Here is a 19,196-nt window from a genome sequence, read left to right as displayed (position 1 = left end):
TGACTTGCCATGACCCAACAACCGGCCTCTCCGATTTTTCCTCATCGCCATCTGCTTGGCATCAAGGGGCTATCGCCCCTGGACATTAATTGTCTTCTTGACCTTGCAGATCAGGAAGTGGCTGTTTCCCGACAGTCCGAGAAGAAAAAATCCGTGCTGCGTGGTCGCACCCAGATCAACCTATTCTTTGAAGCATCGACGCGAACGCAATCATCGTTCGAACTCGCCGGAAAACGGCTGGGCGCAGACGTGATGAACATGTCGGTCGGCAATTCGTCGGTCAAGAAGGGCGAAACGCTCATCGACACAGCCATGACGCTGAACGCCATGCAGCCGGATATTCTGGTCATACGCCATGCATCTGCGGGTGCAGCCGCACTTCTTGCGCAAAAAGTCGGCTGTGCTGTGGTCAATGCAGGCGATGGCGCGCACGAGCACCCGACACAGGCACTGCTTGATGCGCTGACAATCCGCCGTGCCAAGGGTGATATTGGCAATCTTATCGTTGCCATTTGCGGTGACGTACTGCATTCGCGCGTCGCACGCTCAAACATCCTGCTGCTCAATGCGCTTGGCGCACGCGTCCGCGTTGTTGCCCCGTCAACCCTGCTGCCTGCTGGCATCGCTGACATGAGTGTTGAAGTTTACAACACGATGGAAGAGGGTCTCAAAGACGCCGATGTCGTGATGATGTTGCGTCTGCAACGCGAACGTATGGCGGGTTCATTCGTGCCTTCGGTGCGCGAATATTTCCACTTTTATGGCCTCGATAATGAAAAGCTCAAATATGCCAAGCCTGACGCTCTGGTTATGCATCCCGGTCCGATGAACCGCGGCGTCGAGATTGCATCCGATGTGGCAGATGGACCGCAGAGCATGATCCAGCAACAGGTTGAAATGGGCGTGGCTGTGCGCATGGCAGTGATGGAAGCTCTGCTTGATCCGCGTCGCGCAGAAACCGCAGGAGAACGCGCATGAGTGCGATCCTTTTTGAAAATGCCCGTATTGTTGATCCATCGCGCGGGCTGGATGAACACGGCAGCTTGCTCATTCAAGATGGCAAGATCACCGCAAGTGGTGCTGATGCCCGCAATCAGGGCGCACCGGAAGGTGCGGAGGTCGTCGATCTGAACGGCATGGCAATCCTACCCGGCCTGGTCGATTCGCGCGTCTTTATCGGCGAACCGGGCGCTGAACATCGCGAAACGATTGCTTCTGCCAGCCGTGCCGCCGCAGCGGGTGGTGTGACGTCCATCATCATGATGCCGGATACCGATCCGGTGATTGATGATGTGGCACTGGTCGAGTTCGTCAAGCGCACTGCGCGCGATACCGCGATCGTCAATGTGCATCCGGCAGCCGCCATCACCAAAGGCTTGCATGGCGAGGAAATGACGGAAATCGGCCTGCTGCGTGATGCCGGTGCGGTTGCCTTCACGGAAGGCCGCAACACGCTTATCAATACACAATTGATGCGCCGCGCTCTGACCTATGCGCGCGATTTTGATGCGGTGATTGCCTGCGAAACCCGTGACCCCTATCTCGGCGCCAATGGCGTGATGAATGAAGGCCTTTTTGCAAGCTGGCTCGGCCTTTCGGGTAGCCCACGCGAAGCAGAAGTCATCCCGCTGGAGCGTGACCTGCGTTTGGCCGCTCTCACGCGCAGCAAATATCACGCAGCCCAGCTCTCCTGCGCCATGTCTGCGGATGCGCTTCGTCGTGCGAAAGACCTTGGCACCAAGGTAACAGCCGGTGTTTCAATCAATCACCTGTCGCTGAATGAAAACGACATTGGTGAGTTCCGCACCTTCTTCCGTCTGTCACCGCCTCTGCGCAGCGAAGAAGATCGTCTGGCAATGGTTGAAGCAGTCAAAAATGGCACCATTGATATTGTCGTTTCGGCACATGATCCGCAGGACGTTGACACCAAACGCCTGCCTTTTGCCGATGCTGAAGCTGGCGCGATTGGTCTGGAAACACTACTGGCGGCGGCGCTTCGCCTGCACCACAACGACAGCATTCCGCTGCTGCGTCTGGTAGAAGTGCTCTCAACCGCTCCTGCACGTATTTTCGGGCTGGATGCCGGCACATTGATGCCCGGCGCAAAAGCCGATCTTGCAATCGTCGATCTTGATGAACCATGGGTGGTTCGCGAAGAAGACCTGCATTCGCGCTCGAAGAACAGCTGCTTTGAAGGTGCCCGCTTCCAGGGACGCGTGAACCGCACTATAGTCGGCGGCAAAACAGTTTATTCAGTTTAAAAATTTCAGATCAGCCGTCTTGATTTCAGGCGGCTTTTCTTCTCAACTGGTTTTAATAAAGTGCATATGGGGAACTTCATGACCGAAACAGGTCTGTTCAGTCTGGTGTCGCTGGGGGCACTGATTTTCGGTTACATTCTCGGCTCCATTCCTTTCGGGCTTGTTCTGACCCGGCTTGCGGGTCTGGGCGATGTGCGTGCAATCGGGTCCGGCAATATTGGTGCAACCAATGTTTTGCGCACCGGCAACAAAAAGCTCGCAGCCGCAACACTCATTCTTGATGCGCTCAAAGGCACCGTTGCGGTGCTGATCGCATGGCGGTTTGGCGAAGCGGCTGCAATTGCCGCGGGTTTTGGTGCCTTCATTGGCCATCTTTTCCCGGTGTGGATTGGTTTTAAGGGCGGCAAAGGTGTCGCAACCTATCTCGGCATTCTGATCGGTCTCGCATGGCCCAGCGCACTGGTTTTTATCGCGGCATGGATCATCACCGCCCTTCTCACCCGCTATTCTTCGCTGTCAGCACTGGTGGCAAGTCTTATTGTTCCGATTGTGCTTTATATGCGTGGTGATCCGGCAATTGCCGGCTTGTTTGCCGTCATGACATTGATCATCTTTATCAAGCATCACACCAACATCTCGCGGCTTTTAAGCGGCACCGAGAGCAAGATCGGCAAAAAGGGATGACAGAAAGCGCGAATTCGAAAAATGGAATTCGCCTCTCAGATCGGCAGCGGCTCAACTGGCTGCGTCTTATCCGCACTGACAATATCGGATCGGTGACGTTCCGTGATCTGATTTTGTTTTGCGGATCAGCCGCCAACGCGATTGAACGGCTGCCAAGCCTCAACATTCGTGGCGGCGGCTCGCGAACTATACGCGTCACACCGCTCGAAGATGCCGAGCGTGAGCTTGAAGCCATTGAGCGCATCGGCGCGCGTCTTGTTGGTATGGGCGAACCCGACTATCCGCAACAATTGAAAAACTGCGAAGCGCCTCCTCCGCTGGTCATCATCAAGGGTGATGTCAATGTGTTTCGCAAACCGCCCATAGCGATCGTTGGCTCACGCAATGCGTCAGTCGTCGGCGCACGTTTCACCGAAAAAATTGCACGTGATCTGGGTGATGCAGGTTTCGCTATTGTCTCCGGCCTTGCACGCGGCATTGATGCCGCAGCGCATAAGGCAAGCATGCAAAGCGGAACGGTGGCTGTGCTGGCTGGCGGCCTTGATAAGCCCTATCCACCTGAAAACCTGCCGATTTATCGCGCCATTCCTGAACATAGCGGCGCACTGATCACCGAAATGCCGATGGGGGCTGAACCACGCTCGCGTGATTTCCCGCGCCGTAACCGCATTATTGCAGGCCTTTCACTCGGTCTCATCGTGGTTGAAGCAGCGGAGCGTTCAGGTTCGCTCATCAGTGCCCGTATGGCTGGTGAAATGGGCCGCACAGTCTTTGCCGTGCCCGGCTCACCGCTTGATCCGCGTGCACGCGGCACCAATGCGCTTTTGAAGCAAGGGGCGACACTGGTAACGCATGCCGATGATGTCATTGAAGCCCTTGCTCCGCTGACAGGCGGCGAAACTATGCGCAACAAGACGGATCAACCTGATCTTCTCAAACAGTTTGAGGAACCACCAGAGAACCGTCAGGCAGCAACCACGGATGAAGAGCGAGACATTCTTATGAATGCGCTCGGACCGGTCCCTGTCGATATTGACACGCTTGTCAGACACACGGGCCTGGAATCGGGCAATGTACAATTCATTCTGCTGGAACTTGATCTTGCCGGGAGGCTATTACGGTATCCCGGCAATCAGGTGGCGCTTATGCCTCAATAAAAATAAACGGATAATTATTGAGCATTCTCGCAAAGGCGGCGCTCGTCCCGCGCTTCCTGCAATGCCATATCCATCATATATGCCAGCATATGCTGATTATTTTTTTTGGCCATAATGATCAGTTCTTCAAGCATCTGTTCAATATACATGATTATCTCCCCGCGCGTTGCTATCCGTTGAACCATTCTTGCCCCCAAGATCGTTCGGTTTCATGCTTATGAAAACCACCCTTCTGGCGCTTGCCCGTTGGATATACCCCAACGCAATACTACCATTTGGTTTATAATTAACAAAAGCAATTTTAAGTTGTATTTATCGATTTTTCGCTCGTCGCTCTTGACCAAACGCAAACCGCTGTTCATGTGAAAGGCAAATATTTGAACGCGATAAAAGGATAATCCATCCGTAAGCATCGCGAATCTGGGCAGTTTTAATGAACGTCGTCGTAGTCGAATCGCCTGCCAAGGCAAAAACCATCAATAAATATCTAGGCTCGAACTATAAGGTTCTGGCCTCGTTTGGTCACGTGCGAGATCTACCAGCTAAGGACGGATCGGTCCGTCCGGATGAAGATTTTGCAATGTCATGGGAGGTAGACAGCAATTCCTCCAAGCGTCTGGCAGACATTGTCAAAGCGCTCAAAGACAGCGATGCATTGTTTCTTGCAACTGACCCTGATCGCGAAGGGGAAGCCATTTCGTGGCACGTGCTGGAAGTTCTTAATCAGAAGAAAGCGCTCAAGGGCAAAACGGTCAAGCGTGTTGCATTCAATGCGATCACCAAAAAGGCCGTTCTGGATGCTATCGCCAATCCACGCGATATTGATGAGCCGCTAGTCGATGCCTATCTGGCGCGCCGTGCCCTCGACTATCTGGTTGGCTTCAACCTCTCTCCGGTTTTGTGGCGCAAGTTGCCCGGCGCGCGTTCTGCGGGCCGTGTGCAGTCTGTGGCGCTGCGTCTGGTCTGTGATCGCGAATCCGAGATTGAACGCTTCATTCGTGAAGAATACTGGAATATCGCTGCTGCGCTTAAAACCCCGCGCAACGATGCTTTCACTGCGCGGCTGACCGTTCTTGACGGCAAAAAAGTCGGCAAGCTCGACATCAAGAATGAAGAGCAGGCAACTGCCATCCGTACCATGCTGGAAGGCGCAAGCTTCAAGGCCGTCTCTGTCGAGGCCAAGCCAACCAAGCGCAATCCCGGTCCTCCATTCACCACTTCAACACTTCAGCAGGCCGCATCCGGCCAGCTTGGTTTCTCGGCATCGCGCACCATGCAGGTTGCACAGCGCCTTTATGAAGGTGTGGATATTGGCGGCGAAACTGCGGGTCTCATCACCTATATGCGTACCGACGGCGTACAGATTGCTCCAGAGGCGATCAGTGCCGCCCGTGATGCTATTGGCAACAATTTCGGTGCAAAATACGTTCCCGAAAAACCGCGCTATTACTCCAGCAAGGCCAAGAACGCACAGGAAGCGCACGAAGCAATCCGTCCAACGGATTTCTCGCGTCATCCAAAGGAAGTCCGCCGCTATCTCGACGAAGATCAGGCACGCCTTTATGAACTGATCTGGAAGCGCGCCATTGCCAGCCAGATGCAGGCTGCCGACATTGAACGCACGACCGCCGATATTGAAGCCATTAACGGCGCAAAATCGGCGATGCTGCGAGCCAATGGTTCGGTTACGAAGTTTGACGGCTTCCTTGCTGCTTATACAGACCATCGCGAGGAAGAAGACGAGGACGAAGATAGCGCAAAGCTGCCTGAAATCCGTTCTGGTGAGGCCATTTCACGAGAAAAAATCGATGCGACCCAGCATTCGACCGAACCGCCGCCACGCTATTCGGAAGCTTCGCTTATCAAGAAGATGGAAGAGCTTGGCATCGGCCGTCCATCGACCTATGCCGCCACGCTCGCAACGCTGCGCGACCGCGAATATATCACCATCGACAAGCGCAAGCTTATACCGGAACCCAAAGGCCGTCTGGTAACATCGTTTCTTGAAAGCTTTTTCAAACGCTATGTCGAATATGATTTCACGGCGGATCTCGAAGAAAAGCTCGATCTGATTTCCGACGGTAAGCTTTCCTGGAAAGACGTACTGCGCGATTTCTGGCGCGATTTTTCCGGCTCTATTGATGACATCAAGGAACTGCGCGTTACCAACGTGCTTGATGCACTCAATGAAGAACTCGCGCCGCTCGCCTTCCCTGATCGCGGCGATGGCAGCGATCCACGCACATGCCCGACCTGTGGCACCGGCCAACTTTCGCTCAAACTTGGCAAATATGGTGCATTCGTTGGTTGCTCAAACTATCCTGAATGCAAATTCACCCGCCAGCTCGGCGGTGACGGCAATGGCGAAGCAGCAGCTTCTGATGAACCGAAGTCGCTCGGCAAAGACCCGTTTACCGGTGAGGAAATTACGGCACGCTCAGGACGTTTTGGCCCCTATATCCAGCGCGGTGAAGGCAAGGAAGCCAAGCGTGCCAGCCTGCCTAAAGGCTGGTCAGTTGATACAATCGATCATGAAAAGGCCGTGGCACTGTTGTCGCTTCCACGCGATGTTGGCCAGCACCCAGAAACCGGCAAGATGATTTCAGCAGGCATCGGGCGCTATGGGCCTTATGTCAGCCATGACGGCACCTTCGCCAATCTCGAAAACGCCGAAGAGGTATTTTCAGTTGGTCTTAATCGCGCCGTTGCGGTTCTTGCAGACAAGCAATCCAAAGGCCCCGGTCGCGGACGCTCGACACCGGCAGCCCTTGCAACGCTTGGCGATCACCCCGATGGCGGTCCCATCACCGTGCGCGATGGCCGTTATGGCCCTTATGTCAATTGGGGCAAGGTCAATGCCACACTGCCAAAAGGCCAGGAGCCGACCAGTGTGACACTGGAAGAAGCGCTCGCTTTGATTGCCGCCAAGGCTGGCAGCACCAAGACCAAGAAGGCGCCGGCCCGCAAAACCGCCGCAAAAACTGCGACCGCTGAAAAAAAGACAGCAACGAAAAAGACCGCCGCAAAAAAGCCTGCTGCAAAATCAAAAAGCAAGGCGAAAGCGGCAGAGGAGTAAGACTTGGCACGCCGTTTCCCCAAATCCGATACCGGACGATCCGCACGGACCGAACGGCGTGCAGCAACAGCAAAACGCAACGAGGCAAAGTCGGCTGATCCCATTGCTCATTTGCCGACGCGTCAGGACGTCCTCAAATTCATTGAAGAAAACCCGGACCGCGCTGGCAAGCGTGAACTTGCCAAGGCGTTCAATATCAAGGGCGATGCACGGGTTTATCTTAAAAACCTGCTGCGAGAACTTGCAGACGATGGATTGCTCGAAAAGCGCGCACGCCGATTGTCCCGCCCCGGTTCTCTCCCCCCGATCGCCACGCTCCACATCACCGGCCGCGACAATGATGGCGGCCTCGTTGCCCGTCCGAGCGACTGGGATGAGGCCGAATATGGCAAGCCGCCTGTCGTTCTGATCCGCCGTACACGCCTTAACAAATCATCCGATGGACCGACCGTAGGTGTTGGTGACCGCGTCTTGGCGAAGATTTTCCGCAACAAGGAAAATGAAGGCCCGGAATATTCGGCCCGCGTTATCAAGGTTATAGACCAGAGCAGCAATGCGGTTCTCGGCGTTTTGCGCCGGCTGAGCAGCGGCGAGTGGCGGCTTGAACCCGTTAACCGCAAGCAGCCGGAAGTGCAGCTTGACCCGCAATCGCTGCTCGACGCCAAAAGCGGCGATCTGGTCGAAGTCGAACTTCAGTCTTCACGCCGCTACGGTCTACCGAGTGGGAAGGTGCGTCAGGTCGTAGGCTCTGTCGATAGTGAAAAAGCGCTTTCGATGATCGCGATCCATGAACACGAAATTCCGCATATCTTCCCAGAAGACGTGATCCGCGAAGCCGAAAATGCCAAGCCTGCAACGCTGGAAGGCCGCGAAGACTGGCGCAAAATTCCGCTCGTCACTATTGATCCGGCCGATGCAAAGGATCACGATGATGCGGTCTATGCCGAGCCGGATACCGACCCGACCAATCTGGGCGGCCACGTCGTCATCGTGGCGATTGCCGATGTTGCAGCCTATGTGCGTCCCAATTCCGCACTCGACCGTGAAGCATTGAAGCGCGGCAACTCAGTCTATTTTCCCGACCGCGTTGTGCCGATGCTTCCAGAGCGCATTTCCAATGATCTGTGCTCACTGCGTGAACTGGAAGATCGCCCAGCACTTGCTGTGCGCATGGTTTTCGACGCCAATGGTCACAAGAAGTCTCACAAGTTCCATCGCATCCTGATGCGTTCGGCTGCAAAACTCGCCTATGCGCAGGCACAGGCCGCGATTGATGGCGCAACCGACGAGAAGACCGCACCGATCCTCGACATGATCCTCAAGCCGTTGTGGGCTGCGTATGGCGCTCTCAAACGCGGTCGCGATGCGCGTGAACCGCTTGAGCTGGATTTGCCTGAGAAAAAAATCATTCTGGCACCCGATGGCAAGGTGGACAAAGTGGTCGTGCCTGAACGGCTTGATGCGCATAAGCTCATTGAGGAGTTCATGATTCAGGCCAATGTTGCAGCGGCAGAAGTGCTTGAAGCGCATCGCCAGCCACTGATCTTCCGCATTCACGATGAACCCGCCCTTGCGAAGCAGGAATCCTTGCGCGAGTTTCTGCGCACGCTTGATATGAACCTGGCCAAAGGCGCCGCTCTCAAGCCGGCACAGTTCAACCGCATTTTAGAGGCTGTTGAAGGCACGGATCATCAGGATCTGGTCAATCAGGTTGTGCTGCGCACGCAAAGTCAGGCGATTTACAGCCCTGATAATATTGGTCATTTTGGCCTGCATTTGCATAAATATGCGCATTTCACTTCGCCCATCCGCCGTTATGCCGATCTGATCGTGCATCGGGCCTTGATCAAGGCTCTGAATCTTGGCAAGGATGGCCTGACCACCGATGAAGAAGCCCAGCTTGAAGAAACAGCAGCGCTGATTTCATCCACGGAACGCCGCGCGATGCTTGCCGAGCGCGAAACCGTGGACCGTCTGATCGCACATTTCCTCGCCGCCCATCTGGGCGATGATTATGAAGCCCGTGTTACCGGAGTGACGAGGGCCGGATTGTTTGTGTCTCTTGCGACATATGGCGCAGATGGGCTTGTGCCTATTTCAACTTTGGGTGATGAATACTATCTTTACGATGAAGCCAATCATGCAATTGCCGGTGAAAGAAGCGGAAAAGGCTTCCGTCTCGGTGATACGGTGACGGTAAGGCTTGTGGAAGCGCTCCCTGTTGCGGGGGCCCTTCGTTTTGAGATGGTTTCGGAACCGCATTCCCTGCCGATGTCGACGCGTTCGCATCATAAGGCAAGCAAAGGAATGCGCGGGCGCAAAGGAAAACCTTCGGGCGTTTCGCGCTCTAAGAGCAGAGGTCGCAGATGAGCATGCTAGAGGCCAGTTCCACAGACAGTCCAGTTCAGGTTTTCGGTGGCGAAAGCCCGAAAGCCGCACGACCGAGCCGTGATTTGAAGCAAGCCATGTGGCGTGGCTTCAAATCCCGCTGCCCGCATTGCGGCGAAGGAAAGCTGTTTCGTGCGTTTGTGAAACCGGTCGACCATTGCTCCGTATGCGGTGAAGATTACACAGAACAGCGCGCCGATGATCTGCCGGCCTATCTGACGATCCTCATCGTCGGCCATATCGTGGTTGCGGCTTTCATGGGCGTGGAAGCCACCACCAATCTATCGCTGTTGACCCATATGGCCATATGGGGGCCGATGATCGTTCTGTTGAGCCTGCTCCTGCTACAGCCTGTCAAAGGCGCGACAATCGGGCTGCAATGGGCTTTGTTCATGCACGGATTCGGTGGACACGGCGAAGGCGATTACAGCGACGTCACATAACAAGCGGTTCTGCCGTGACAGCCCGCGCCCCTTCAAAGCCGACCTCTCCCAAGCCAGCATTGCGGCCCCGCGATGCCGCATCCTTGCTGTTGATTGACCGCACAGGCAACACACCGCGTATTCTTATGGGGCGGCGCCACCCCAGTCTGGTTTTCATGCCGGGAAAATTCGTCTTCCCCGGCGGCAGAGCCGATGCGGAAGATGGCGCCATCGCCGCCGCAAGCGAACTGACTGGGGATGACACACAGAAACTGCTTTCCGGCATGGGTGCTCGGGCAACATTGCGTCGGGCACGCGCGCTTGGGCTTTGTGCCATCCGCGAAACATTTGAGGAAACGGGGTTGCGGATTGCACGCCGCGTCACAGCCGAAGCCACGGCCGACGCTTCGTCTCGCAAACAACTGTCATCAAACACCATAATAATGCCTGATAATAAGGATTGGTGTGCATTCCTTGAGCGTGGCGCATTGCCTGCGCTTGGCGATCTGCGCTATTTCGCCCGTGCTGTGACACCACCAGGCAATATTCGTCGATTCGATACGCGATTTTTCATCGCATTTCGCGACAGTTTACCGGGACTGGAAAGCTCAGCACTTGTCCCAAGCGGAGAATTGGAAGATTTGGATTGGGTCGCCATTGATGATGTTGATAAACTCGACATTGCCCGCATTACGCAAGCCATTCTGAAGGAAGCACGAATGCTGCTCTCGCAAAGCCGGTTTGACCTGCCCGCCACTCTTCCTGTGGCGCAATACAGCAAGCGGCATGGCCGCTTTGTGCGTGAAGTGATCTGACCTTATGAATAAAGAAATCTATCCTGCTGAGAGCATTCCTCAGGAACCAAACGGCAGGAACCCTCAGGGGCAGTTGCATTGGCGCTCGCTTGCCGCAGCGATCGCTACGATCAGCGCTATGGGCGCCGCTATCGGGCTTGGCATTCCGCTTTTGAGCGTGCTGCTTGAAAGCCGCGGCTATTCCGCCAGCCTTATCGGGGCAAACACTGCGGTTGCGGGCCTTGCATCGATTGTTGCAGCGCCGCTTGCCGCACCGATTGCTGCCCGCCTTGGTGTGGCCAAGGCCATCGTGTTGATGCTGGTCATCGGCAGCATCGCTTTTGTCGGATTTCACTTTCTGCAACCGCTTTGGGCATGGTTTGCTCTGCGAATCGTGCTGCATTTTGCGTTGACGGTGCTGTTCGTTCTGTCCGAATATTGGATCAATGCCTCCGCACCGCCCGAAAAACGGGGATTGGTGCTCGGAATCTATGCGACATCGCTCTCGCTCGGTTTCGCATTTGGCCCCTGGCTGTTCTCGAAAATTGGCAGCGCCGGTGGCCTGCCCTTCTATGTCGGCTTCGCAATCATCCTGATTGCTACAATTCCGGTGCTTATTGCATGGCGCGACAGCCCGGATTTTGAGGAAGGTGAGCACGTTCCTTTCCTGCCCTTCATTTTTGCTGTTCCCACGGCAACAATGGCCGTGTTTGTGTTTGGCGCCGTTGAAACGGGCGGCTTTGCGCTGTTTCCGGTGTTCGGCGCAAAGGTCGGCTATACGGAGGGTGATGCAGCGCTCTTATTGACCATGATCGGGCTTGGCAATGTGCTTATGCAAATTCCGCTTGGCATCGTCAGCGACCGTATTTCCGACCGCCGTAAACTGCTGCTGTTTTGTGCCGTAACCGGGCTCTTGGGCATGATTGCGCTGCCTTATCTTATGAGCAACTGGTATCTGATGGCAGGGGTTTTGTTTCTATGGGGCGGCGTTGTCGCCGGACTCTATACCGTTGGCCTCGCCCATCTCGGCTCTGAACTCACCGGACGCGAACTCGCATCCGCCAACGCCGCCTTCATCTTTTGCTATGCCATCGGCATGTTGGCAGGGCCACAAGTGGTCGGTGTGGGCATGGATGCCATGGGTACAAAGGGTTTTCCGCTCACTCTTGGCATGTTTTTTGCGGCTTTCGCACTCTTTGCTGCGATTAGGCTTGTTCAAAGGAAGAAGCGGGGTTGACTTTTCCCCCTTAATCCGTAGTGTCGCGCCGAATTTCCGCTTCTGGCCAACTGGCGAGACTCGCAGCGGTTTAATCATGAAAGAGCAGGTATTTCGATATGGCCAAGGCTACGACCATCAAGATCAAGCTTTTGTCGACCGCTGACACCGGCTTCTTCTACGTAACGAAGAAGAACAGCCGCACGATGACGGATAAGATGACAAAGACAAAATACGACCCGATTGCGCGCAAGCACGTCGAGTTCAAGGAAACGAAGATCAAGTAATTCGTTTCCGACGCCAGTCCACTGGCAGGAATCAAAAAGCCGTCTCTTTCGAGGCGGCTTTTTTGTTGGCTTTTATTCGATATCATGCAGCCGACAGGACAACCCTGTTGCGGCCTTTTTTCTTGGCCTCATAAAGAGCTGCATCGGTGCGTGCGAAAAGCGCTTCAACACTATCCCCCCCCATCAGCCGCAAGGCTGCAATCCCGATGCTGATCGTCATGGTGATCTCATGCTTGCCGCGCGCAATCACAAAAGGCTTCGCAGCGATTGCCTCACGCAGACGCTCCGCGACGGCCGCAGCAGATGCAAGATCCGTATCGGGAAGCACCACAGCAAACTCTTCGCCGCCATAGCGACACATTACATCCATGCCGCGAATTTGCGTGCGCAACCGCGATGAGAATTCACGCAGTACATCATCACCGCCATCATGACCGTATTTGTCATTGACACGCTTGAAATGGTCGAAGTCCACCATGATGACTGATAATGGCCGCTCACGCCCCATAGCGCGCGACAGAAGCACCGGCATGTGGGTATCCAGGTAACGGCGGTTATGCAGCCCAGTGAGGCTGTCCGTGACTGCCATGGTGATTGTGCGATTCAAGCTCTGCCGCAAAAGATCATTATAACATTTACGTTTGATCTGCGTCCGCAGCCGCGCATAAAGCTCAAGCTTCTCCAGCGGGCGCATCACATAATCATTCACCCCCAGTTCAAGCGCACGCACCACCAGAGAGCCTTCTTCTTCATTCACAATAAGAATGATGGGAACAAGCCGCGTGCGTTCAATGGTGCGCATCTGAGAGCAGAGCCGCAAAGGATCGTAATAGATGAAGTCTGCCGAAATGACGATGCTGTCATAGTCGTTCTCGATCGCCTTGATGAGAGCGTCATTGGCATCATACGCAACATCAACAAAATAATCTTCGCCCAGAATCAGGCGCAGCCGAGCGGCTGCCAGCTCGTTCTCATCGACCACGAGAATGCGCGCTGCGTCCTCACCGGCCCCAAAGCGACCGGAAAGTTTCGCCGCAAGCAGAGCTTCCACTTCCGTATCCGCCACAGTGCCGGTGCGCTGAAACAGCTCGTCAGACACCATTTTAAGCCGGGCAAGGCTTTTCACACGTGAAAGAAGTTGGGAATCCTTGACCGGCTTGGACATGAAATCGTCCGCTCCCGCCTCAAGCCCCCTGATCTTGTCTTCCGCACTGCTGAGCGCGGTCAGGATGATAACAGGAATATTGGTCGTTCGCGGATCATCCTTCAAACGACGACAAACCTCAAACCCCTCAACACCCGGAATCAAAACATCGAGAATGATCACATCAATCTGTCCACCAAGACAGATTTCAATCGCCTCAGCACCATTATTGGCTGTAATAACTTCGTAATACTCGCTCAGCAGCAGCGCTTCGAGCAGCTTTACGTGTGTTTCCTCAGCGTCAACGACGAGAATTCTTGCTGTCATAATACACTGCCCCCAATTCCCGCCCCCTCTGTGCTCTTATAATAAAGACCGCTCTAAGCGTCTCCCAAATATGATTTTATGGTTTCGATAAAACGCGGAACCGAAATAGGTTTTGATATATAAGCCTCGCAGCCGCCCTGCCGGATGCGCTCCTCATCTCCCTTCATCGCAAATGCCGTGACCGCAATCACCGGAATATGCTTGAGTTCGTCATCATCCTTAAGCCACTTGGTGACTTCCAGACCGGAGACTTCAGGAAGCTGAATATCCATCAAAATGAGATCGGGCCTATGCTCGCGGGCAAGATCAAGCGCTTCAAGACCATTCCGGGTCCTGATGGTTTCATATCCGCTGGCTTCGATAAGATCGCGAAACAACTTCATATTGAGTTCGTTGTCCTCGACGATCATCACAGTTTTAGTCATCGAATATTCCCTGGCCTAATTCTTATCCGTCGCAAGACAGGTTGATCTGCCCATTACACCCCTATGGAATTCCTGAGTTTAAGCGCATTTCATTGACGAAAGGCAAATATTCCTTCCATCTTGCATTGAAGCACTGACGCGTGGGGGATAAAAGCAAGCATATTCGAAGAATGGAGACAGCCCATGAAGACGCTCATGAGCAAGACGGATGCGGAAAACGTTGCAGTTGAAGCGCTGGTATGGCTCGCACAAGACAAGGAGCTGATGTCCCGTTTTCTCGCTTTGACCGGTATAGAGGCTTCTTCAATCCGCTCCGCGGCCCAGGAGCCCGGCTTTTTGGCTGGCGTTCTGCAATTTTATCTTGGGCACGAACCCACACTGATGCGTTTTTGCCAGGAAACCGGGCGTGACCCGGTGACAATTGAAAAAGCAGCGGTGCTTCTGCCGGGGGGACTAAACCAACATTTCTAATAAAAAGCCCCGCAAAAACAGGGCCTTATCAGTTCTATCACTTAGAGCGCGTTTCGATCTGATTGAATCAGATCAACGCTCCGATCCCTTATTTTAACGCGCATCTTTGTCCGAAAACTGTTTCACAGTTTCCGGGATGCGCTCTAAAAGAAAATCAGGCGCTTGCAGCTTCGGTGTGCGACACGCTGAGAACACTCAGCTCATGCGTCTTTCCGTCACGTGCAACCCAAGACATGGACTGTCCCGGCGTAAGACCAATCAATGCTGTACCAATTGGTGTCAGGATAGAGATTCGACCCTGCGCAATATCGGCCTCGCCCGGATAAACCAGCGTGACTTTACGCTCATGTCCATCATTGGAGCGGAACTCGACCGTCGAACCCATGTGAACGACATCTGCCGGCAGTTTCTTGAACGGAACCACCTTGGCGCGGTCCAGTTCCTGCAGTAACTCCTCGGCAACCTCCTCCAGTTTTTCGGAGACGTTGCCGGCCAGAATTGTCAGCCGTTCGTGATCAAGATCACTGACGACGATCTTTGGCTTTTTGCGATTCTTTGCATTCATGACGATAGCTCACTGCTGCCTAATGATGATTGTCCTCCGTAACTCGACTGGCCCGGAGCAACTGTTTGAATTTTTAAAGAAAGCGCTTTTAGTAATTCCGCTTGAAGGTGAGCGGCAAACCGTCCCCCAGAATCCTCTGCGCTAAGCAGGACTCGAGGGTTGCTATCCCGTGATCGGCTGAACCCGATGGAGTATGGAAGCAAAACGATTGTTCATACTGCTAAACTTGGTGATATCTTTGCCAATGTCAAGTGCAGAGCGAACAGGATAGCAGAGTGACGATAGCATTATCGTACATTGGTGCTATAAACGATGTTCCTTTTATGTTCATCAAACCGCACACAGCCATGACCGAGCCATTTGCCGTTAACAGTCCAGAGTTCGGCTTCTGCCGCGATTGTCTATCGCTGCAAAAGGCTGAGTCTGCGCGGCGTTGCCGTAGTTGTGGCAGCCCGCGTCTGGTGCGGCATACCGAACTTTACAAACTCTCACTCGCCCACGTGGATTGCGATGCGTTTTATGCTTCGGTTGAAAAGCGCGACAATCCCGACCTTCGCGATAAGCCGCTCATTATCGGTGGCGGCAAGCGCGGTGTTGTTTCCACGGCCTGCTACATAGCCCGCATTCATGGCGTGCGCTCTGCCATGCCGATGTATAAAGCTCTGGAAGCCTGTCCACAGGCTGTCGTCGTCACACCGAATATGGAAAAATATGCACGTGTCGGACGTGAAGTTCGCCAGCTGATGCATGATCTCACGCCGCTCGTCGAACCCATATCCATTGATGAAGCATTCCTTGATCTTGGTGGCACAGAAAGACTGCACCGTGCGCCTGCGGCGATCATACTGGCGCGCTTTGCCAAGCGAGTCGAAGACGAGATCGGCATCACGATCTCTGTGGGGCTGTCCTATTGCAAATATCTGGCCAAAGTCGCATCAGATCTTGAAAAGCCCCGTGGGTTTTCTGTCATAGGCGAGGCAGAGGCACTTGAATTTCTGCGCGACAAGCCAACAAGCATGATCTGGGGGGTTGGAAAATCCTTCAATGCGAAGCTTGAGAGCGACGGTATTCGCACCATAGGCCAGCTTCAAACCATGGATGAGGGAACACTTATGAAAGCCTATGGCACAATGGGCCAGCGGCTTTTCAGACTGTCGCGTGGACAGGATAGCCGCAAAGTTGAACCTGAACATGATATGAAAAGCGTTTCGGCTGAAACAACGTTCAACAAAGACCTTTCTGAAGCGACCGACCTCGTGCCTGTGCTACGAGCGCTGTCGGAAAAAGTATCTCGACGCCTGAAATCCGGCAATATTGCGGGGCGCACGATCGTGCTTAAACTCAAAACTCAGGACTTCAAACTGCGCACGCGAAATCGACAGCTGGCGGACCCGACAAAGCTTGCCGACCGTATTTTCCGCACAGGTCTGCAGCTTCTCGAAAAAGAACTGGATGGGACCAAATTCAGATTGCTCGGCATTGGCGTTGGTGAGCTCTCCACGGATGATCGTGCCGATCCGCCAGACCTTGTCGATACGCAGGCTACAAAGCGTGCTGTCGCGGAAGGCGCTATTGACCGTCTGCGCAACAAGTTTGGAAATAATGCGGTGGAAACAGGCTACACGTTTTCCAAAGGCAGCCTTGCACGTCCACAGACTCCGCCGGATCGCGATCCAGAAGATTAGCCCCTTTTCACAATATCTTTAGGAAAGTGCTGGAGAAAAGTCTCTCACGCGCCGGTAACGGCTTGACGAAGCGCATCTCTATCAATATTGGAACGTCTCAAGAGAGCATTTGCTGATTTGACATGCCTCTTACGGATGGCCTCATGGCGGAGTGGTTACGCAGAGGACTGCAAATCCTTGCACCCCGGTTCGATTCCGGGTGAGGCCTCCAAAATATTTCCTAACAAAAACAATGCATTAAGATACATTACAGGCTAGCAACAGCCTGATTTCATGTTGCACTGTGTCGCAAATAGATTCTCTGCAATTACAAATAGTTACAAAAACCACCGGCAAATACACGCAACATGAAACGCAACATGCTTGACTCTTTCAGCCACATGAACAAAATAAGAACATTATAAATTATGGACACGCCGGGCGGCGAGTGTGTCTGCTTTTAACGGAGCAGAGCAATGAATGCAGTTGTGCAAGAAAATGGATATGACGACGAAATTGAGTTGGTGCTCGCCTATCACAAAGGCGATGTACGGGCTGCAATCGAATCGCTCTTGAAAAACCGTGACTTTCTCGTCAAAGAAATCGAGTATGCCAGTCTCGCAATGTCGATGGGCTTTGCTCGTGGATGGAAGCTTTGGTTATAAAACCAAGTATGGGCAGCTTTGGTTCTGCCGAGCGCATAAACAGCAAGGAGAGGATGCGTTAGCTGGACGGCGATAAAACATCGCCTTATTCTTTATGAGGCAGGAGGATGCTCATATGCAATTTCTACAACCTCACAACAAATCATGAGGCCATGCGTCGTCTGTTTTCCAAAGTTCGACGATGCGACGAACCGCATTGATCCTCAGTTAGATGTCAATCCACCTGCTTTTGCCACGTAGACGGATCGCGCGCATCAAGGCCTATTGCTTTGGTGAAGTCGTCGCCCATGCCTGCGTCAGGCATAGCCGGATTGATCCCGCCATAATAAAGCTGGAAAGGCCCAAAGGACGAGCCGTCGTCGCCGCCATGATCTCGCTTGGATGGATCAAAGACATTCATCCCCTCATGGCCTGCAACACGCGCCGCAATGTCGGGGCTGATACCGCGCTGCATGGCAGCTTGGCAGATATATTTTTCAATCGGGTTCATGCTTTCTCCAATAAAAAAGCCTCCCAAATTGGACGGCATCAAATTACGCCAATGGCGCATACGTCAATCTAATAATGCGCCATTGGCGTACAAATAACCAATATGAAAATAGTTCGCACCAATCGCTACTCTAAAGACTTGCGTAGGCTTCGCCTGTCAGAGCGTCATCAAGACGCCTTGGAGCAAAGAATCGCGAATGATCCACAGATCGGAGCGGTTATTCCGAGCCTTGAGGGTGTTCGCAAGGTTCGGTTTGCAATGTAGGGCCGTGGTAAACGCGGCGGTGGTCGGGCGATCTATTATTTGATGCTATCGGATGATGTTGTGGTTATGCTGTTTGCTTATGCTAAAAATGAGCAAGAAGACCTTTCGCAAGATCAAAAGAAGGCAATCCTTTCCATCCTTAAGGAGTTGAACAATGGCTGATAAAAACACCGAGTTTGGCGATGGCATCCTTGAAGGCCTCAAAGAAGCATTGGCTTGGAAACGTGGCGAGGTCGCGCTTGAGGTTCGGAATATCGATCCCATGCCCGCCTCGCGTATCAAAGAAATTCGCAAGCGCTACGCCAAATCAACTAAAGAGTTTGAGCAACGGTTTGGCATCCCTGCCGCCACAATGAACAATTGGGAGCAAGGCCGTCGCAAGCCAGACCCAACGGCACGCTTACTGCTCAAGGTGATTAGCGATGCGCCTGAAATCGTGGAAAAGGCTGCTCATGCAGCCTTTTCCACTCCCAACTACTAGCGCTACCTATTGGCTCATAAAAAGCGGCCCGTAGGCCGCCCTTTTTATGCTGCTGCTTTTCTAACACGATAAGGCAGTTTGACCTTACGCTGGTTGAAACTCGTCCGGGGACGCGCCGGATTAGAATCTGGATTGTCAGTGCTCAAATACAAGGCCTTTTCTTTTGGTTGCCACACAGAGGAGAGAATTATGGTCCAATTTCTTCATGGCAGCGCCAAGACCACGTAAGTCATCAAAGCTTTGCGACAGCGATCAAAAATTCCGGTCACAGTCGCATGATCGATGCAGACGTGGCATTTTGCATAAACAAATCGCTCCCGGCTTGGCACCGGGAGCGATAATTTGATTGCGACTATGGGTTTTCTACCACTTCACCTTGAAGCCGACATTGCCTTTGAGGGCGTAGCTGTCGGAG

Annotated in this window: 19 protein-coding genes and 1 tRNA gene; 15 read left to right on the top strand and 5 right to left on the bottom strand. The window is 53.6% G+C overall.

Annotated elements, in window-relative coordinates:
• Positions 1–9: 9 nt before the first annotated feature.
• The 4 genes from ABE530_RS13915 (at position 10) to dprA (ending at position 4,102) form a co-directional block, all read left to right on the top strand.
• Positions 10–978, top strand: a complete 969-nt coding sequence (locus ABE530_RS13915) for an aspartate carbamoyltransferase catalytic subunit (RefSeq protein ID WP_265986630.1) — start codon at positions 10–12, stop codon at positions 976–978.
• Positions 975–2,261, top strand: a complete 1,287-nt coding sequence (locus ABE530_RS13910; RefSeq protein ID WP_265986631.1) for a dihydroorotase — start codon at positions 975–977, stop codon at positions 2,259–2,261. The genes ABE530_RS13915 and ABE530_RS13910 overlap by 4 nt, the downstream gene beginning before the upstream one ends.
• Before the next feature lie 78 nt (positions 2,262–2,339).
• Positions 2,340–2,945 (top strand): glycerol-3-phosphate 1-O-acyltransferase PlsY, encoded by a 606-nt coding sequence (gene plsY / locus ABE530_RS13905; RefSeq protein WP_499694888.1) that lies wholly within the window; start codon positions 2,340–2,342, stop codon positions 2,943–2,945.
• Positions 2,942–4,102 (top strand): DNA-processing protein DprA, encoded by a 1,161-nt coding sequence (gene dprA, locus ABE530_RS13900; protein ID WP_499694887.1) that lies wholly within the window; start codon positions 2,942–2,944, stop codon positions 4,100–4,102. The genes plsY and dprA overlap by 4 nt, the downstream gene beginning before the upstream one ends.
• 14 nt (positions 4,103–4,116) lie before the next feature.
• On the opposite strand, the gene ABE530_RS13895 is transcribed toward dprA, so the two are convergent.
• On the bottom strand, positions 4,117–4,251 hold the full coding sequence (locus ABE530_RS13895; RefSeq protein ID WP_265986634.1) for a hypothetical protein: 135 nt from the start codon (positions 4,249–4,251) through the stop codon (positions 4,117–4,119).
• Positions 4,252–4,535: 284 nt separating this feature from the next.
• On the opposite strand from ABE530_RS13895, the gene topA reads away from it, so the two are divergent.
• From topA to rpmG, 6 genes are all read left to right on the top strand, one after another.
• Positions 4,536–7,178, top strand: a complete 2,643-nt coding sequence (gene topA, locus ABE530_RS13890) for a type I DNA topoisomerase (protein ID WP_499694886.1) — start codon at positions 4,536–4,538, stop codon at positions 7,176–7,178.
• Between the two features lie 3 nt (positions 7,179–7,181).
• Entirely contained in the window at positions 7,182–9,548 is a 2,367-nt protein-coding gene (rnr, locus tag ABE530_RS13885) for a ribonuclease R (RefSeq protein WP_265986637.1), read from the top strand.
• A complete protein-coding gene (locus ABE530_RS13880; protein WP_265986639.1) occupies positions 9,545–10,009 on the top strand; it encodes a DUF983 domain-containing protein in 465 nt (154 codons plus the stop codon). The genes rnr and ABE530_RS13880 overlap by 4 nt, the downstream gene beginning before the upstream one ends.
• A 155-nt stretch (positions 10,010–10,164) precedes the next feature.
• Complete coding sequence (locus ABE530_RS13875; protein WP_499694942.1) at positions 10,165–10,803, top strand: NUDIX hydrolase; 639 nt, start codon at positions 10,165–10,167, stop codon at positions 10,801–10,803.
• 73 nt (positions 10,804–10,876) lie between these two features.
• Positions 10,877–12,019, top strand: a complete 1,143-nt coding sequence (locus tag ABE530_RS13870) for an MFS transporter (RefSeq protein WP_265986695.1) — start codon at positions 10,877–10,879, stop codon at positions 12,017–12,019.
• A gap of 98 nt (positions 12,020–12,117) precedes the next feature.
• Positions 12,118–12,285, top strand: coding sequence for a 50S ribosomal protein L33 (rpmG, locus tag ABE530_RS13865; protein ID WP_140903472.1), 168 nt, complete (start codon positions 12,118–12,120; stop codon positions 12,283–12,285).
• Positions 12,286–12,367: 82 nt separating this feature from the next.
• Here the strand turns inward: rpmG and ABE530_RS13860 are convergent, their stop codons facing one another.
• Positions 12,368–13,756, bottom strand: a complete 1,389-nt coding sequence (locus ABE530_RS13860) for a PleD family two-component system response regulator (RefSeq protein WP_499694885.1) — start codon at positions 13,754–13,756, stop codon at positions 12,368–12,370.
• 53 nt (positions 13,757–13,809) lie between these two features.
• Positions 13,810–14,181 (bottom strand): response regulator, encoded by a 372-nt coding sequence (locus ABE530_RS13855; protein ID WP_265986643.1) that lies wholly within the window; start codon positions 14,179–14,181, stop codon positions 13,810–13,812.
• Positions 14,182–14,364: 183 nt separating this feature from the next.
• Here ABE530_RS13855 and ABE530_RS13850 point away from each other — a divergent pair, with 183 nt between their 5' ends.
• A complete protein-coding gene (locus ABE530_RS13850) occupies positions 14,365–14,652 on the top strand; it encodes a DUF3572 domain-containing protein (RefSeq protein WP_499694884.1) in 288 nt (95 codons plus the stop codon).
• Between the two features lie 154 nt (positions 14,653–14,806).
• Here ABE530_RS13850 and rnk read toward each other — a convergent pair whose 3' ends face one another.
• Complete coding sequence (rnk, locus tag ABE530_RS13845) at positions 14,807–15,217, bottom strand: nucleoside diphosphate kinase regulator (RefSeq protein WP_265986645.1); 411 nt, start codon at positions 15,215–15,217, stop codon at positions 14,807–14,809.
• 347 nt (positions 15,218–15,564) lie between these two features.
• Here rnk and ABE530_RS13840 point away from each other — a divergent pair, with 347 nt between their 5' ends.
• The 3 genes from ABE530_RS13840 (at position 15,565) to ABE530_RS13830 (ending at position 17,546) form a co-directional block, all read left to right on the top strand.
• Positions 15,565–16,902, top strand: coding sequence for a DNA polymerase IV (locus ABE530_RS13840; RefSeq protein ID WP_499694941.1), 1,338 nt, complete (start codon positions 15,565–15,567; stop codon positions 16,900–16,902).
• Positions 16,903–17,039: 137 nt separating this feature from the next.
• Positions 17,040–17,113, top strand: a tRNA-Cys gene (locus ABE530_RS13835).
• A gap of 244 nt (positions 17,114–17,357) precedes the next feature.
• Positions 17,358–17,546, top strand: coding sequence for a CUE domain-containing protein (locus ABE530_RS13830; RefSeq protein WP_499694883.1), 189 nt, complete (start codon positions 17,358–17,360; stop codon positions 17,544–17,546).
• A 214-nt stretch (positions 17,547–17,760) separates the two neighbouring features.
• Here ABE530_RS13830 and ABE530_RS13825 read toward each other — a convergent pair whose 3' ends face one another.
• Positions 17,761–18,036, bottom strand: coding sequence for a hypothetical protein (locus tag ABE530_RS13825; protein WP_499694882.1), 276 nt, complete (start codon positions 18,034–18,036; stop codon positions 17,761–17,763).
• Positions 18,037–18,454: 418 nt separating this feature from the next.
• On the opposite strand from ABE530_RS13825, the gene ABE530_RS13820 reads away from it, so the two are divergent.
• The gene (locus ABE530_RS13820) at positions 18,455–18,781 is read left to right on the top strand and encodes a helix-turn-helix domain-containing protein (RefSeq protein WP_499694881.1); all 327 of its coding nucleotides are present in this window, start codon (positions 18,455–18,457) and stop codon (positions 18,779–18,781) included.
• The last annotated feature ends 415 nt before the right edge of the window (positions 18,782–19,196 follow it).

It is taken from the genome of Brucella sp. TWI559 (assembly GCF_039674265.1).
Classification (GTDB): Bacteria; Pseudomonadota; Alphaproteobacteria; order Rhizobiales; family Rhizobiaceae; genus Brucella; species Brucella chromiisoli.
The sequence above is the reverse complement of the archived record's forward strand: the minus strand, read 5'-3'. Positions and strand labels throughout refer to the sequence as shown.

Bases quoted from the DNA above. Each gene is read 5' to 3' on its own strand.
- dprA (WP_499694887.1), top strand. From the start codon at position 2,942: ATGACAGAAAGCGCGAATTCGAAAAATGGAATTCGCCTCTCAGATCGG.
- ABE530_RS13860 (WP_499694885.1), bottom strand. From the start codon at position 13,756: ATGACAGCAAGAATTCTCGTCGTTGACGCTGAGGAAACACACGTAAAG.
- rnk (WP_265986645.1), bottom strand. From the start codon at position 15,217: ATGAATGCAAAGAATCGCAAAAAGCCAAAGATCGTCGTCAGTGATCTT.
- ABE530_RS13910 (WP_265986631.1), top strand. From the start codon at position 975: ATGAGTGCGATCCTTTTTGAAAATGCCCGTATTGTTGATCCATCGCGC.
- ABE530_RS13875 (WP_499694942.1), top strand. From the start codon at position 10,165: ATGCCGGGAAAATTCGTCTTCCCCGGCGGCAGAGCCGATGCGGAAGAT.
- ABE530_RS13855 (WP_265986643.1), bottom strand. From the start codon at position 14,181: ATGACTAAAACTGTGATGATCGTCGAGGACAACGAACTCAATATGAAG.
- ABE530_RS13850 (WP_499694884.1), top strand. From the start codon at position 14,365: ATGAAGACGCTCATGAGCAAGACGGATGCGGAAAACGTTGCAGTTGAA.
- ABE530_RS13830 (WP_499694883.1), top strand. From the start codon at position 17,358: ATGAATGCAGTTGTGCAAGAAAATGGATATGACGACGAAATTGAGTTG.
- ABE530_RS13840 (WP_499694941.1), top strand. From the start codon at position 15,565: ATGACCGAGCCATTTGCCGTTAACAGTCCAGAGTTCGGCTTCTGCCGC.
- ABE530_RS13915 (WP_265986630.1), top strand. From the start codon at position 10: ATGACCCAACAACCGGCCTCTCCGATTTTTCCTCATCGCCATCTGCTT.
- ABE530_RS13825 (WP_499694882.1), bottom strand. From the start codon at position 18,036: ATGAACCCGATTGAAAAATATATCTGCCAAGCTGCCATGCAGCGCGGT.
- ABE530_RS13820 (WP_499694881.1), top strand. From the start codon at position 18,455: ATGGCTGATAAAAACACCGAGTTTGGCGATGGCATCCTTGAAGGCCTC.
- ABE530_RS13895 (WP_265986634.1), bottom strand. From the start codon at position 4,251: ATGTATATTGAACAGATGCTTGAAGAACTGATCATTATGGCCAAAAAA.
- plsY (WP_499694888.1), top strand. From the start codon at position 2,340: ATGACCGAAACAGGTCTGTTCAGTCTGGTGTCGCTGGGGGCACTGATT.
- rpmG (WP_140903472.1), top strand. From the start codon at position 12,118: ATGGCCAAGGCTACGACCATCAAGATCAAGCTTTTGTCGACCGCTGAC.
- ABE530_RS13880 (WP_265986639.1), top strand. From the start codon at position 9,545: ATGAGCATGCTAGAGGCCAGTTCCACAGACAGTCCAGTTCAGGTTTTC.
- topA (WP_499694886.1), top strand. From the start codon at position 4,536: ATGAACGTCGTCGTAGTCGAATCGCCTGCCAAGGCAAAAACCATCAAT.